This is a genomic window from Streptomyces adustus (assembly GCF_009377175.1).
GTDB lineage: Bacteria > Actinomycetota > Actinomycetes > Streptomycetales > Streptomycetaceae > Streptomyces > Streptomyces adustus.
On record NZ_VJZD01000008.1, the window covers coordinates 37,707 to 52,133 of the forward strand.

Annotated in this window: 10 protein-coding genes and 1 other RNA gene; 3 read left to right on the forward strand and 8 right to left on the reverse strand. The window is 69.8% G+C overall.

Translation table 11 applies throughout. The annotated features are described in order from the left end of the window. The first annotated feature begins 46 nt into the window (after positions 1-46). Positions 47-2,995, forward strand: a complete 2,949-nt coding sequence (locus tag FNH09_RS03640) for a glycoside hydrolase family 3 protein (RefSeq protein ID WP_152885085.1) — start codon at positions 47-49, stop codon at positions 2,993-2,995. 90 nt (positions 2,996-3,085) lie between these two features. On the opposite strand, the gene FNH09_RS03645 is transcribed toward FNH09_RS03640, so the two are convergent. Continuing rightward, on the reverse strand, positions 3,086-3,829 hold the full coding sequence (locus FNH09_RS03645) for a hypothetical protein (protein WP_152885087.1): 744 nt from the start codon (positions 3,827-3,829) through the stop codon (positions 3,086-3,088). Next, the gene (locus tag FNH09_RS03650) at positions 3,826-8,259 is read right to left on the reverse strand and encodes an RICIN domain-containing protein (RefSeq protein ID WP_152885090.1); all 4,434 of its coding nucleotides are present in this window, start codon (positions 8,257-8,259) and stop codon (positions 3,826-3,828) included. Before FNH09_RS03650 ends, FNH09_RS03645 begins: the two co-directional genes overlap by 4 nt. A gap of 8 nt (positions 8,260-8,267) precedes the next feature. On the opposite strand from FNH09_RS03650, the gene FNH09_RS46590 reads away from it, so the two are divergent. Next, positions 8,268-8,441 (forward strand): hypothetical protein, encoded by a 174-nt coding sequence (locus FNH09_RS46590; RefSeq protein ID WP_156110797.1) that lies wholly within the window; start codon positions 8,268-8,270, stop codon positions 8,439-8,441. Positions 8,442-8,759: 318 nt separating this feature from the next. Here the strand turns inward: FNH09_RS46590 and ssrA are convergent. The 5 genes from ssrA to ftsE form a co-directional block, all read right to left on the reverse strand. Continuing rightward, positions 8,760-9,149, reverse strand: a transfer-messenger RNA (tmRNA) gene (ssrA, locus tag FNH09_RS03655). 145 nt (positions 9,150-9,294) lie between these two features. Then, positions 9,295-9,837, reverse strand: coding sequence for an SsrA-binding protein SmpB (gene smpB, locus FNH09_RS03660; RefSeq protein WP_152885093.1), 543 nt, complete (start codon positions 9,835-9,837; stop codon positions 9,295-9,297). A 69-nt stretch (positions 9,838-9,906) separates the two neighbouring features. Further along, entirely contained in the window at positions 9,907-11,085 is a 1,179-nt protein-coding gene (locus tag FNH09_RS03665; protein ID WP_152885095.1) for a S41 family peptidase, read from the reverse strand. A 67-nt stretch (positions 11,086-11,152) separates the two neighbouring features. Then, a complete protein-coding gene (gene ftsX / locus FNH09_RS03670) occupies positions 11,153-12,073 on the reverse strand; it encodes a permease-like cell division protein FtsX (RefSeq protein ID WP_152885097.1) in 921 nt (306 codons plus the stop codon). Between the two features lie 36 nt (positions 12,074-12,109). Further along, positions 12,110-12,799: a cell division ATP-binding protein FtsE gene (gene ftsE / locus FNH09_RS03675; protein WP_162468066.1), complete on the reverse strand. Its 690-nt coding sequence runs from the start codon at positions 12,797-12,799 to the stop codon at positions 12,110-12,112. A gap of 263 nt (positions 12,800-13,062) precedes the next feature. Here ftsE and FNH09_RS03680 point away from each other — a divergent pair, with 263 nt between their 5' ends. Next, positions 13,063-13,254 carry a hypothetical protein gene (locus FNH09_RS03680; RefSeq protein WP_152885102.1) on the forward strand — a complete coding sequence of 64 codons (192 nt, stop codon included), beginning with the start codon at positions 13,063-13,065 and terminating at the stop codon, positions 13,252-13,254. Positions 13,255-13,364: 110 nt separating this feature from the next. Here the strand turns inward: FNH09_RS03680 and FNH09_RS03685 are convergent, their stop codons facing one another. After that, positions 13,365-14,174 carry a hypothetical protein gene (locus tag FNH09_RS03685; RefSeq protein WP_152885104.1) on the reverse strand — a complete coding sequence of 270 codons (810 nt, stop codon included), beginning with the start codon at positions 14,172-14,174 and terminating at the stop codon, positions 13,365-13,367. Positions 14,175-14,427: the final 253 nt, after the last annotated feature.

Here is a 14,427-nt window from a genome sequence, read left to right on the forward strand (position 1 = left end):
ACCCCCTGTGCAAGGCCCTCATTCGAACCGTCGAAGGAGCCGCGACATGCAAGGCACGAAGGGAACGAAAGGCAAGAAAGGCAAGAAAGGCACGCGGACAAGACGCAGAACCACGCTGGTGGTCGCCCTGGCCCTGATCGCGGGTCTCGGCGCCACCGCCCCCGTCCACGCGGACGACCCGGCGTACCCGTTCCGCGACCCCGCTCTGACGGTGGACGCCCGGGTCGCCGACCTGCTGTCCCGGCTGACGCTCGACGAGAAGATCTCCCTGCTGCACCAGTACGAGCCCGCGATCCCGCGCCTGGGCATCCAGTCCTTCCGCACCGGCACCGAGGCGCTGCACGGCGTCGCCTGGCTGGGCAGGGCCACCGTCTTCCCGCAGGCGATCGGGCTGGCCTCGACCTGGGACCCCGCGCTGATGGAGCGGGTCGGCTCCGCGGTCGGCGACGAGGCGCGCGGCTTCCAGCAGCAGCGCCCGGCGGGCTGGGGCCTGAACCTGTGGGCGCCCGTGGTCAACCTGCTGCGCGACCCGCGCTGGGGCCGCAACGAGGAGGGCTACAGCGAGGACCCGTACCTCACCGGCTCGATCTCCACGGCGTACGGCACCGGGCTGACCGGCGGCGACCCGGACCATCTCAAGACGGCGCCCACGCTCAAGCACTTCCTCGCGAACAACAACGAGTACCAGCGCGACACCACGTCCTCCGAGCTGCGTCCGCGGGTGCTGAAGGAGTACGACGAGCAGGCGTTCAAGCCCGCGATCGCGGCGGACGCGGCCACCGGCGTGATGTCCTCGTACAACCTCGTCAACGGCCGCCCGAACACGGCGAGTCCGCTGCTCGACGACACCGTGCGCACCTGGACCTCGCGGGACCTGCTGAACGTGACCGACGCCTTCGCGCCCGGCAACCTCACCGGCAGCCAGCAGTACTTCGCCACCCAGGCCGAGGCGGACGCGGCGGCCCTGACCGCGGGCATCGACAGCTTCACCGACAACGACACCGACTCCGCGCCGACCACGAACGCCATCAAGTCGGCCCTGTCCACAGGCCTGTTGAAGGAGTCGGACGTCGACGCCGCCGCCGGGCACATCCTGGACATCAGGGTCCGGCTCGGCGAGTTCGACCCCGGCGGCGGCCGGTACGGCGCCATCGACGCCTCCGTCATCGACAGCCCGGCCCACCGCGAGCTGGCCCGCGAGGCCGCCGCCGAGTCCGCGGTGCTGCTGAAGAACGACGGCACGCTGCCGCTGCGGAAGTCCGCGAGCGCCGCCGTGGTCGGCCCGCTCGCCGACACCGTCTACACCGACTGGTACTCCGGCACACCGCCGTACACGGTGACCCCGAAGCAGGGCATCGCGGCGAAGCTCGGCACACCGGTCGCGAGCAGCGAGGGCGTGGACCGGATCGCGCTGAAGGACACGGCGACCGGCAAGTACGTCACGGCGGGCACGGACGAGACCGGCGCGCCCCTGAAGGAGACCGCGGACTCCGGCACCTCCGCCCAGTTCGACGTGTTCGACTGGGGCTCGGGCGTCGTCACCCTGCGCTCGGCCGCCAACGGCAAGTACGTCGGCTACAACTGGTCGAACTTCGTCAACGACCAGGCGCAGCCCAACGGCTGGTTCGTACAGCAGCAGTTCAAGCTGGAGCGGCAGGACGACGGCACGTACCTGCTGCGCTACGCGGGCTACGAGACCGGCGAGTCCTGGTGGTCGAACCCGGTCTACCTCGGCCCGACGGACGCGGCCGGCACCCTCGGCCTGGTGACGAAGGACGCGGCCGCGCGCTACACGAAGGACGTCGTCCGCAGCGGGATCGACGACGCGGTCGCCGCCGTCCGGGGCAAGGACACGGCCGTGGTGGTGGTCGGCTCCATGCCCGCGATCAATGGGCGCGAGGCCCACGACCGCACCGACCTGGGCCTGGCCCCCGCCCAGGAGGCCCTGGTCAAGGCGGTGCGAGCGGCCAACCCGAGGACAGTGGTCGTGGTCGAGAACAGCTACCCGACCACACTGGGTGCGTTGCAGCAGCAGGTCCCGGCCCTGCTGTGGACCTCCCACGCGGGCCAGGAGACCGGCAACGCCCTGGCCGACCTCCTCTACGGCGACGCGAACCCGGCCGGCCGGCTCACCCAGACCTGGTACGAGTCGGCGGCCGACCTCCCGTCGATCCTCGACTACGACATCATCAAGTCCGGCCGCACCTACCAGTACTTCAAGGGCCGGGCCCTCTACCCGTTCGGCTACGGCCTCTCCTACACCACGTTCCGCTACGGCGCCCTGAAGCAGGTGCCCGGCGGCTACGAGCTGAACGTCACCAACACCGGCAGCCGGACGGGCGCCGAGGTGGTCCAGCTCTACGTCCACCAGCGCACGTCCCGCGACACCCAGCCGCTGAAGCAGCTGAAGTCCTTCGACCGGGTGACACTGAGGCCGGGCGAGACGAGGACGGTACGGCTGAAGCTGCGGGCCTCGGACCTGGCCCACTGGGACGTGACCCGCTCCAGGTGGGTCGTGGAGACCGGCACTTACGACGTGCTGGCCGGATCCTCCTCGACCGACATCCGCGCCCGCGCCGCCTGGCAGGTGAAGGGCGAGACGATCCCGCCCCGGAACCTCTCCACGCCGACCCGGGCGGAGAACTTCGACGACTACAGCGACCACAGCACGATCAGCCTGGTCGACGAGTCGAAGGCGTCCGGTACGGCGGTCTCGGCGACGGCGGACGGCGCCTGGCTGAAGTTCGCGGACACCCAACTGGGCTCGGGCGTCTCCCGGTTCACCGCCCGACTGGCGGGTTCCCCCGGCACGGCGGAGATCCGCCTGGGCTCCCCGACGGGCCGCCTGATCGGCACGGCCGACTTCTCCGGCACGTCGTCGCCGTACGACTACACGACGGTTTCGGCGGCCCTCGCGGGTGCGGCGAAGGGGCGTACCGACGTGTACCTGGTGCTGTCGCAGGGGGTGCGGGTGTCCACGTTCAGCCTGCGCTGACACCCGAAGCGGAAGCGCACGACAAGGGCCCGCACCCGAATGAGTGCGGGCCCTTGGGCCGTCCGATTCACGGCGACGTCCTGCTCGTGCCTACAACTGCCGGTCCCCTTGCCAGGTGATCGGCACCGGCCCGGCTCCGGCGGCGTTCGCCAGGCCGTTGTAGGTCACCTTCCGGTCGGGGCCGAGCTCGTGGGCGACCCGCCTCGCCAGCTCCGTCCCTTCGTGGAAGAGCCGCTGCCACTCGTCGTCGTACTTGCCGTCCTCCCGGTCCCGCAGGTCCAAGTTGACCGTGGTGTCGATGCTCTTCGCCCAGGCGTAGAGGCCGGCCACCAGGTCGTCGGACAGGTCCAGCCCGGCGGCGGGATCGTCGGGGAAGAAGTCCCCGAACCCACCGGAGCGCAGCGGACCGTACTGGAACTCGCCCTCGACCGTGAGGTCGACCGGGTACGGCGGCGCGCCGTGGCTGTCGCGTTCCCAGTGCAGGCGGTCGCAGCTCCAGCACACCCACTTCGCCGTCCGATGGCGCTCGTCCCAGAAGCGCACCGGCCACGACGGCCCGAGCCGCCGGGCCAGTGTCCGGGCAAGCACCAGACCCTGCTTGACGTGCCTGCGCAGGTCCGGGCGGGAGGTGAAACCCTCCGGCGGACGGGACGACGACCAGGAGCGCAGCGCGTCCGCCAGATCGGCCGGAAGGTCCAGCCGGTCGTCGTCCAGGGGAACATTGCGCGTGAAGGCTGCCAGGTCGTCGTAGGCCTGCGGCTCCTCCGGCGCGTACAGCGGAGACGGCTCGCCGCGGGCCTGCACGAGCAGGTCCCCGGGTTGTTCGCGGGTCATACGGGGTTCGCTCCGATCACGAATCCATTGTCCCCGACGCTGATGGCAAGTCGCTGGGTCTTGCCGTTGAAGACGACCTCGTAGATCGGCCGGCCGGCGCCCTGGGTGCCGACCCGGGTGCCCTCGGTCAGCGCCTTGCTCACGAGGGCCGGGATGTCCTCGATCCGGACTCCGGCGGTCGCGAACTCACCCGCGTGCCGGAAGATGATGTGGATCAGGCCCGCGTTGACATTGCCCTTCTCCAGCCAGGCGAGGTTCACACCGGGCTTGGCGTACTCGATGACCCAGATCGTGTTCGCCTTGTCGAACTTCACGCCGGCGTTGCTGAGCTTCTCCAGCAGCTTGGGGTCCAGCGCGGCACGGGCGATCTTGGCCCGCTCCGCCACGGCCTGCGCGATACGCAGCCCCATGCCCGCCGCGCTGGTGGAGTCGGCGATCGCCTGGGCGGCGCCCGCCTCACCGAAGATCTTCTTCAGGTCCGCGAGCACCTCTGCGGCCTTCGCGCCCGTCTTGACGGCGTCTTCCACCCGTACGGCGAGCTTGGCCGCCTCGGCGAGCTTGGTGGCCATCGACGGCGGGACGAACATCGCCGCGGCCCAGGCGCAACTGCCCCCGTTGCCGTGGTAGCAATCGCGGGCATCCCCCAGCACGACCTCGTACAGGACGGCGCCGAGCTTCTCCCCGAAGAGGGCCTGCCAGCCGAGCCGGGTGATGTCACCCATGCTGAAGTGGTGGGTCCAGTTGTTCGTCTGGTCCTTGAGCGTCTCCGTCTTGAGGAAGACCGTGTCCGACTTCGGGCAGCCGGCCTCGGTGGCGGGGACGTCCGGGTTGACACAGAAGTAGTAACTGACCGTGATGTCCACATGCAGCTCGTACGTCACCGTGCACCCCTGGGGCACGTAGTCGCAGGGGTTGAGCTGCTTGGCGGGTGCCGTCTCCGTCATCTTGTCGACGACGTAGAAGACACCGTTGATGCCGGTGCCGGAGCCGGTCGAGACCTCCTTGTTCGCATCCTTCCGCTCGGCCTCGTCCGCCGCCTGCTGGGCCGACTCCGCGTACTTCTGGGCGTCCTTCGCCGCTTCCTCGGCCGCGGTGGCCTCGGCGTCGGCCCGGTCGGCCGCCGCGCGGGCCTCCTTCGCGGACTGCTCGGCCGCTGCGGCTGCCGAACGGGCGGCCGAGGCGTCCTGGGCCGCCTGGTCGGCCGAGGAGCGGGCGTCCTTGGCGTAGCCCTCGGCGCGTCCGGCCGCCTTGTCGGCGGCCGCGGCGTCCTCGCCGGCCTGCTGGTCGTAGTCGATGGCACGGGCCAGCGAGAGCTGCGCGTCCGCCGCGGCCTTCGCCGCCTCCGACGCGTAACCCAGCGCCTCCTTCGCCGACTTGCGGGCGTCCGCCGCGTGTCCGGCGGCCTCGGCGGCGATCGTGTACGCCGCCTTCGCGTCGCCGGTCGCCGCGTTCGCCAGGGTCTGCGCCTGCTCGGCGTTCTTCTGCGCGTTGGCCGCGTGCGCCTCCGCGACCGCCTGCTGCTGCTCGGCGATCGTCTTCGACGACTGGCCCGTCAGGACGACGAGACCGGCCGCCGAGTCGGTGGTGACGTACGGCGAGCCGAGCTGGATCGCGTCGTTCGCCGGCGCGGCGACCTGCTGAGCGGAAGCGCCCGCGTCCTCCGCTGCCTGCGCGGTGGTGTAGGCGTGACCTGCGGCGTCCGCCGCGCCCGCGACCGCCTTGGCGGCCTCCGCCTTCGAGGCGTCGGCCTGCTTCTTGGCGTCGGCGGCGCTCTTCTCTGCGTCGTCGGCCAGCTTCACGGCCGTACGGGCGGCACTGGCGGCGGCCTCGGAGGCCACGATGGCGTCCGCGGCCGCGCTGGTCGCGGTGCGCACGGCGGCGTCCGCCTTCGCCTTGGCTGCCTGCGCGGCGTCCGAGTCGGAGCGGGCCCGCTTGGCCGCAGCCTCCGCACGCGTCGCCGCGGCGTCCGCGTCGGCCGCCGCCTTGGTGGCCGCGTCCGCCTCGGAGCGGGCCGAGCCCGCCGCCGCCTCCGCGTCGTCGGCGGCCCTGTCGGCGTCGTTCGCCGCGGCCCTCGACTGCGTGGCGTCGTCGGACGAGTCGTGCGCGTCGGCGTAGGCGTCCGTGGCGTCGGCCTTCGCCCGGGCCGCGTTCGCCTTGTTCTCCGCGTCCCAGGCGTCGTCGCGCTTGCCCTTCGCGTCGTCCCGCGCGGCCTCGGCGTCCTGGCGCTTGCTGCGGGCAGTACCCTCGGCGCTTTCCGCCCGGCCCTTGGCGTCGGCGGCGGTCTTGGCGTACCCCTCGGCGTTGGACTTGTGCTGCGCGGCCTCCGCCTGCTTGGCCGCGGCGGTCTCCTTCTCCGCCTTCGCCGTCGCCTCCTCGGCCTCCGCCGCGAGCCGCTTGGCGTGCGCGGTCGCGGCGGCCGCCTTCGCGTCCGCCTCGGCCTTCTGCGTCTCGACGAGCTTGGCCCGCGCGAGGTCCCGCGCGTCCTTGGCCGTCTTCGCCTGCACGGCGGCCGCGTCGGCGGCGGCCTTCGCCTGGGCGTTGGCCTCCTGCGCGGCGGCCGTACGGAACGCGGCCTTCGACTGCGCGGCCTGCGTCAACGCACGCGCGGCGATCGTCTCGCTGTCACCTGCGGAGGCACGGGTCGCCGCGTACGCGGTGTCACCGGCCTTCGACAGCGCGTCCAGCGCGGCCGCCGACGCCTTGGTCACCTGTGCCTTCTGCTGGCCGACCAGCAGACCGCGGCCCCGCGGGGCACCGGCCTGGTCGGCGATCGCGTAGGCGGCCTTCGTGGCGGTGTCCGTGTCGGTCGCGGCCTTCTTCGCGACAGCGGCCTGCGCCTTGATCAGGTCGAGCTGCTTCTTCGACTCGGCCTGCGCGTCGGCGACGCCCTTCTTCGCCTTGTCGAACTGCGCCTTGGTCGGGTAGTCGAGCTTGTCGGTGCCGTTGTGACCCGACGGGACGATGTCGAACTTCTGCGGGTCGGTGCCCTTGCAGTCCCACATCCGCCCGTCACGGCCGTTGTCGTACGTCGCGAGATCGAGGCAGTTGGCGGTGCCGGGGTTGTACAGGCGCGTCGTCGCGTGGGGGTCGTACTGCCACTGCTGACCGGCGCCGCTGTTGCAGGTGTAGATCTGCAACGCCGTCCCGTTCGTGGTGCCCTTGCCCTTCACGTCCAGGCACTTGCCGGAGTTGACGTTGATCAGCGTGTCACCGCTGATCTGCCACTTCTGGCCCGGGGAACCGTTGCAGGTGTAGATCTGCACCGGGGTTCCGTTGTCCTTCTTGCCACCGCCCACTTCGAGGCACTTGTCGGTGGCGCCGTGCGCGTGGATCACCATCGGGCTGTCGCCGATCCAGCCGGCTCCGCCCGCGGACCAGTAGTCCTGCCAGCGGGTCAGATGGTCGGCGATCCAGGACTGGCCCAACATCTCGCCCAGCGCCGAGGCACCGGCGGCCAGGGACTTGGTGGAGTCCCGGTTGGCGTTGAGGATCTGGTTGCGCTGGGCGGTCTGGGCGGCGATCTCCTGCTGCCACTCGCCGGACGCGGCCGCGACCTCCTTGCCGAGGACCTTGTTCGGGTCGGCCGGGGTGCGCCAGGCACAGGAGGCGAACCGGGTCTTCAGGTCCTCCACGGCCATGCGGTACTCGACGCTGCCCGGCTCGGGAGCCGTACGCGGGAAGCCGCCGGAGGAGAGGAAGATACGGGCGTTGTCGGCGCCGGTCGGCTCCAGGGACCAGTTCACCAGGCTGTCCCACGCCCGGTGTTCCTCGTAGTCCCGGTTCCACGTCGGGAGCGTCGGGTCCGGGTCCTTGCCGTAGAGCGGGGTGCCGAGATCCTTGACCGCCTTGAGGGTCACGTCGTCGGCGAGCGGGGTCGGGTCCTTGTAGTAGTCGCTCTCGCTCTTCCACCACTGCGCGCCCAGCCACGGACTGATGCCCACCTGCGCGAAGAAGTCCTGGCCACGACCGGCCGTGCCCGGAGGGTCGCTGAAGTCAGCGACGGACTTGAAGCCGCCGGGCGTGGGCAGCCCGGACAACGGCTTCTGCCATTCGTTGAGCCGACCGTGCAGGTCGATCTTGTCGATGTCGTCGCGGTCCTTCTGGAACGCGGTGCTCAGCGGGGTGGTGTTCCAGTACTGCCGGTCGGCTGCCGTGTGGAGCTTGTCCGGGGTCTGGTTGAGGCCGTCCTGCGCGACGGAGTACATCGCGGGGCCGCCCATGCGCAGCACGTCGCCCATCAGGCACTCGTCCTGGCGGAGCTGTTCGGCGGCCTTGGCGTCGAAGCCGTCGTAGCTGTCGGCCACGGGGCTGAAGTCGTTGTCCCGGTTGTGCGTCAGCTCCGGGTGCCCGGCGACCGTGGCCAGCACGGCGAGGGCGAGCACGGAGGGCACAAGTCGCGTGAGATATCCGGTTCTTCGTGCCGGGGGCATGGCGAACCATGGTCTGGAGCGCAAAAGAGCATCCGTTCTTCGTGAAGGAAATGTTCTTCGTGAAGGAAGAGGGCAGGCCAGGGCGCCCGCTCGAAGAGGTGGAAGTGCCGTGCGCGGGTCAGGCGCAGGCGCGGCTCGATTGCTTCAGGAATCGCGGCATGACGACGTACCCCTCCCCGTAGCGACGGTGTTCCCCCGGTCGCTGATCGACGTACGCGACAGCGGAGTGGTCAACTCCGGTGCCCACGTTGGCCACTTGGCCGAAACTCAGGTGACCTACCGAACGGTAACCACATGTGTGGCGTCTGTGAAGAGTGAGAAAGCGGAGGCTCGGTTGCCTCGGATGTCCGACGACTTCGGACGGGCCCGGGGAGCACGGGCGCCGCGCAGGGGCCGCGCAGGGGCCGCGCAGGGCGGCGGGCCGTCGAGCCCGGGTTGGCCGTATGACATGACGAAGGCCCCGCCGCTCAAGAGCGGCAGGGCCTTTGTCCACATGGGATGAGTGGAGATGGCGGGAATCGAACCCGCGTCCAACGGTGCAAAATCAGGGCTTCTCCGTGTGCAGTTCGCTGCGATTTTCTCGGCCCCGGTGATCACGCGAACAAGTCGCCGACGGGCCCAGTCACTGTTTGATTTCCCGTCCGACCCCGTGACCGGGCAGGACGGTTTAGTTCCCTAGATTATGCCAGGATCCGGGTCGGGAACACCCCCGGGCTGACACCCATTAAGGGTCCTTCACTCACTGCCTAATTAGGCAGCGAGGGCGAAGGACTGGGAATCGCTCTTAGAATTGGCGATTATTGGTTGCGACATATGGTTAACGAGATCATTGCCGCTTCCTCGACACGCTTCCCCTGCTTCAACAGCCGCTGTCGAAACCGATCATCCCCATGTTGTTTTTTCAATACTCACCGCCGAGCCCTCCGTGGAGGGCCCTCCGGAGAGGGTGCGCACCCGCTGTGAGGTGCAGTGCCATCGTACGTGACCAACGCGCACCGATGCCACTGTATTCCCCGTCGGCGGATTCCCCGGCCGCTACGCGCCCCGCTGCTTGCGCTTCGCGGACGCGATCGCGCGGTCGCTCTCCCGGCGGTCCTGCTGCTCGCGCAGCGTCTGCCGCTTGTCGTACTCCTTCTTGCCGCGCGCGAGCGCGATCTCGGCCTTGGCCCGGCCGTCCTTGAAGTACAGGGCGAGGGGCACGATGGTGTGTCCCGTCTCCTGGGCCTTCGACTCCAGCTTGTCGATCTCCTCGCGGTGCAGCAGCAGCTTGCGCTTGCGGCGCACCGAGTGGTTGGTCCAGGTCCCCTGGCTGTACTCGGGGATGTGGGCGTTGTGCAGCCACGCCTCGTGCCCGTCGATCTGCACGAAGCCGTCGACCAGCGAGGCCCGGCCCTGCCGCAGCGACTTCACCTCGGTGCCGCTCAGGACGAGGCCCGCCTCGTAGGTGTCGATGATCGCGTAGTCGTGCCGGGCCTTCTTGTTCTGCGCGACGATCTTGCGCTTGCCGCCCTTCTCGCCATCTCTGGCTTTGGCGGCCGTCCCCTGCTGCTTCTGCTGGGACTCTTTCGGTACGTACATTCCCTTGGACATAGTGCTTGCCATTTTCGCACTACACAGGGGTGGGAAGGAAAGCCGATTCCCGAGAGGTCACGTGGTGTCGCCCAGGCCGCTCAGCACGGTCCGCGCCCGCGCCAGCGCCGCGCCGTCGGCCTCCACGTCGGGTGTGATGCCCGTACCGTCCACGCCCCGGCCCGACGGGGTGCGGTAGTGCCCGACGGTCAGCTCGGCGACGGAGCCGTCCGGCAGCCTGCTCGGCATCTGCACCGAGCCCTTGCCGAAGGTCCTGGAGCCCACCACGACCGCCCGGCCCCGGTCCTTGAGCGCGCCGGTGAGCAGCTCGGCCGCGCTCATCGTGCCGCCGTCGACGAGCGCGACCAGCGGTCTGGTGGTGTCACCGCCGGGGTCGGCGTGCAGGGCCCGCTGGGCGCCGTCCACGTCGTACGTGGCGACGAGGCCGCCGTCGAGGAAGGCGGAGGCGGCGGTGACGGCCTCGGTGACCAGCCCGCCGGAGTTGCCGCGCAGGTCGAGGATGATCCCGGCGCCGGCCGGGGCCTGCCGCACGGCGGCCTGTACGTCGTCGCCGACGCCCTTGGTGAACGCGGCGACCGTGATGACGGTGACGCCGCCCACGGCCTTCTGCACGGTCACGGAGTCGGTGGACAGCGTGGCCCGGCGCAGGGTCCGGGACCAGGTGTGCGTGCCGCGCTCCAGACCGAGGGTGACCTCGGTACCGGCGGCCGCGTCCGTGGCGTCGCCGCGCAGTAAGGAGACGACCTCGGTGACGGGCCGCCCGTCGACCTTCTCGCCGTCGACGCTGCGCAGCCGGTCGCCCTTGGTGATCCCGGCGGAGGACGCCGGGGACCCCGCGGCGACCTTGGTCACCTCGATCCGGCCGTCCCGCTCGCGCCGCGCCCACAGGCCGACGCCGGTGTACTGGCCGTCGAGGGCCTCCTCGAACTCCTGGTACTCCCCCTGCGAGTACACCGCGCCCCAGCGGTCCCCGCTGCGGCTGACGGCGCGCTCGGCGGCCTCCATGGGGGACTTGCCGGCGGCCATCGCCTCGGCGGCCGCCCTGGCGACGTCCTCGTGGTGACCGGCCGTGTCGGCCGATCCGGTCGGGCGGGCCGCGGACTCGGCGTTCTTGGAGTCGGGGTCGGGGAAGGAGCCCGTCGCCGCACCGGCGGCGAGCACGCTCGCGAACACCAATGTCAGGGCGGCCCCGCGGCCGAAGCGGCGGGACTGACAGAACGGGTCACGACCTGACATGGCGGTGAGTCTAGGACAACGCAAAGGACCGTACGGACGGTTGTCCGTACGGTCCTTTTGGCATGTGTCACACCTTCAGGTACTTGCGCAGCGCGAAGAACGCGGCAAGCGCGGGCATCAGCAGGCTCGTGGCGAGGATCAGCGGGAGCTTGGTGAGGACCGCGTCCCAGCCGATGAAGTTGATCAGATTCAGCTTCTGCGACAGGGCCAGACCGTGATCGATGATGAAGTACCGGGCGACCACCAGGAATCCGCAGGCCACCGTGCCGCCGATGAGTCCGGCGACGGCCGCCTCCATGATGAACGGCGCCTGGATGTAGAAACCGGAGGCGCCGACGAGCCGCATGATCCCCGTCTCACGCCGGCGGCTGAACGCCGAGACGCGCACGGTGTTGACGATCAGCATCAGCGCGACGACGAGCATCAGCGCCATCACCGCCCGCGCGGCCCAGTTCATGCCGTTGAGCAGCCCGAACAGGTTGTCCAGGATGCCCTTCTGGTCCTGCACGGACTGCACGCCGTCCCGCCCGTCGAAGGCGGTCGCGATGACCTGGTACTTCTCCGGGTCCTTCAGCTTGATCCGGTACGACTCCTGCATCTGGTCCGGCGTGAGGGAGCTGGCCAGCGGGGAGTCGCCGAACTGCTCCTTGTAGTGCTTGTACGCCTCGTCCTGCGACTCGTAGGTGACCTTCTGCACGACCGAGGTCATCTTGTCCAGGTCGGCGAGGATCTGCTTCTTCTGGTCCGAGGTCACCGCGCCCTTGGCGCAGTTGGGGTCGGACTCGGCGTCGCTCTTGTTGCAGAGGAAGACCGAGACGTTGACCTTGTCGTACCAGTAGCCCTTCATGGTGCTCACCTGGTCGCTCATGAGGAGCGAGCCGCCGAACAGGGCGAGCGAGAGGGCGACGGAGACGACGACCGCGAAGGTCATCGTCAGATTGCGACGGAGACCTACACCGATCTCCGAGAGAACGAACTGGGCGCGCATGGCGTCTGGTTGGGCCTTTCGGGGTGGACGGTGCGGTCAGTGCTGGTAGCCGTAGACGCCGCGTGCCTGGTCGCGGACGAGGCGGCCCTGCTCCAGCTCGATGACGCGCTTGCGCATCTGGTCCACGATGTTCTGGTCGTGGGTCGCCATCAGCACCGTCGTGCCCGTCCGGTTGATCCGGTCGAGCAGCTTCATGATGCCGACCGAGGTCTGCGGGTCGAGGTTTCCGGTGGGCTCGTCCGCGATCAGCAGCTTGGGCCGGTTCACGAAGGCCCGCGCGATGGCCACGCGCTGCTGCTCACCACCGGACAGCTCGCCCGGCATACGGTCCTCCTTGCCGCCGAGCCCGACCAGGTCGAGCACCTGCGGCACGGACTTGCGGATCTCGCCGGGCGACTTGCCGATGACCTCCTGTGCGAAGGCGACGTTCTCCGCCACCGTCTTGTTCGGCAGCAGCCGGAAGTCCTGGAAGACCGTCCCCAGCTGGCGGCGCATCTGCGGCACCTTCCAGTTGGAGAGGCGTGCGAGATCCTTGCCCAGGACGTGCACCTGCCCGTGGGTGGTCCGCTCCTCACGGAGCACCAGCCGCAGGAAGGTGGACTTCCCGGAGCCGGAGGACCCCACGAGGAACACGAACTCGCCCTTCTCCACCTCGAGGGAGACATCCCTCAGTGCGGGGCGGGTCTGCTTGGGGTAGACCTTGGAGACATTGTCGAATCGGATCACGGATGCACCACGGGTCGCCGGGGGTAGATGAGCGTGACCATACGCGACCGGGACGCGCAAGCGCAGGCTCCGGTCATGGTTGCGTGCTGGATGTGTGCATTTGTGCGGGCGTTTCCCGCCGCGACGGAAGGCCTGCCGGGCCGGGTGTCGGGGCAGCATAAAGGGGGCCGCGCCGAATTCCGCGGAACCTGGCACAGTGGAGGGGGAACGTTCTCGCTTCGGCGAGCGTTGTGTGGGTGAACCGGTGCGAGGAGGGTGAGCGCATGACGTACGACCGGCTGGTGTGCGCGAACTGCGCGGCGCCCGTGAACGAGGGCCGATGCCCCGTGTGCCGCGCGAACCGTGAGCGGCTGCAACAGGAGAACTTCCTCGCAGGCATGAACCCGATGACGCTGATCGCGCTGCTGGCGGTGCTGATCGCGGCGGTGGCGCTGCTCGCGCACCAGACCGTGTAGGCGAGGTACGCGGCAGCGCTCGTACGAAGGGCCTGGAACGATGGCTTCGTTCCAGGCCCTTTCTCATGTCCGGGTACGGGCGCGCACGTTCCGTACCGGGTCGGTCACCGTCAGGCGGCAGCGCCGCCACGGCCGCCCGCGAGACGCGGCAGCACGCGGAAGGCGACACCACCGGCGATCATCGTGGCGGCGCCGATCAGCAGGAACGCGGTCTGGCCGGCACCGGTCTCGGCGAGCTGCTCACCGTTGCTCTGGGCCGAGGTGTTGGACGCCTCCGAGGTGTCGGTGAGGGCCGAGGAGCCCTCCTCCTGCGCGGAGTTGTCGTTGGTGCCGTTGGTGTCGGTGTTCGTGTTGCCACCGGTGGTGCCGGAACCTCCGGTGGAGCTCGAACCGCCGGTGGAGCTCGAGCCACCGGTGGAGCTCGAACCGCCGGTGGTGGAGGAACCCCCCGAGGTACCGGTGGACGTGCCCTCCGACGTGCCCGTCGAGGTGCCCTCGGAGGTACCCGTGGACGTGCCCGTCGAAGTACCGGTCGAGGTGCCCTCGGAGGTACCCGTGGACGTACCCTCCGACGTGCCCGTCGAGGTGCCCTCGGAGGTACCCGTGGACGTGCCGGTCGAGGTGCCCTCGGAGGTACCCGTGGACGTACCCTCCGACGTGCCCGTCGAGGTGCCCTCGGTCACGCCCACCGAGGCGCCCTCGGAGGTACCCGTGGACGCACCCTCCGACGTACCCGTCGAGGTGCCCTCGGACGTACCCGTCGAGGTGCCCTCCGACGTACCGTCCGGGGCACCCGCGCCGGCGACGGAGACGCCGAGGTCGAGAGCCGAGGCGGCACCCGCCACCGTCAGCGAGGCACCGGCCGCGATCACGGCACCGGCGGCTATCCGCGCGAAGCGAATGCGCGTCTTCTTGGTCATCTGATTGCTACCCCCAGTAGCCGATCGTCAGTGAGGGCCGCGTACGGGGGGCGGTGATCAACGGGGACGGCTGAGAAGTTCGCCGCGCCCCCGGTTCACATGCGCCCCAGAGATACGCATGCCGCGCTTTACCCTTCCCACTTTTCAAAGCAACGTCAAGGCCGTTGCGCGCGCGATGTCCTCGTACGGGGCCTATGCCGGACCCCGCGGGCGAGAGTGTGACGAAAAGCCCAGTCGCCGGGGCGGAAAAAGG

Bases quoted from the DNA above. Each gene is read 5' to 3' on its own strand.
- FNH09_RS03640 (WP_152885085.1), top strand. From the start codon at position 47: ATGCAAGGCACGAAGGGAACGAAAGGCAAGAAAGGCAAGAAAGGCACG.
- FNH09_RS03645 (WP_152885087.1), bottom strand. From the start codon at position 3,829: ATGACCCGCGAACAACCCGGGGACCTGCTCGTGCAGGCCCGCGGCGAG.
- FNH09_RS03650 (WP_152885090.1), bottom strand. From the start codon at position 8,259: ATGCCCCCGGCACGAAGAACCGGATATCTCACGCGACTTGTGCCCTCC.
- FNH09_RS46590 (WP_156110797.1), top strand. From the start codon at position 8,268: ATGGTCTGGAGCGCAAAAGAGCATCCGTTCTTCGTGAAGGAAATGTTC.
- smpB (WP_152885093.1), bottom strand. From the start codon at position 9,837: ATGTACGTACCGAAAGAGTCCCAGCAGAAGCAGCAGGGGACGGCCGCC.
- FNH09_RS03665 (WP_152885095.1), bottom strand. From the start codon at position 11,085: ATGTCAGGTCGTGACCCGTTCTGTCAGTCCCGCCGCTTCGGCCGCGGG.
- ftsX (WP_152885097.1), bottom strand. From the start codon at position 12,073: ATGCGCGCCCAGTTCGTTCTCTCGGAGATCGGTGTAGGTCTCCGTCGC.
- FNH09_RS03680 (WP_152885102.1), top strand. From the start codon at position 13,063: ATGACGTACGACCGGCTGGTGTGCGCGAACTGCGCGGCGCCCGTGAAC.
- FNH09_RS03685 (WP_152885104.1), bottom strand. From the start codon at position 14,174: ATGACCAAGAAGACGCGCATTCGCTTCGCGCGGATAGCCGCCGGTGCC.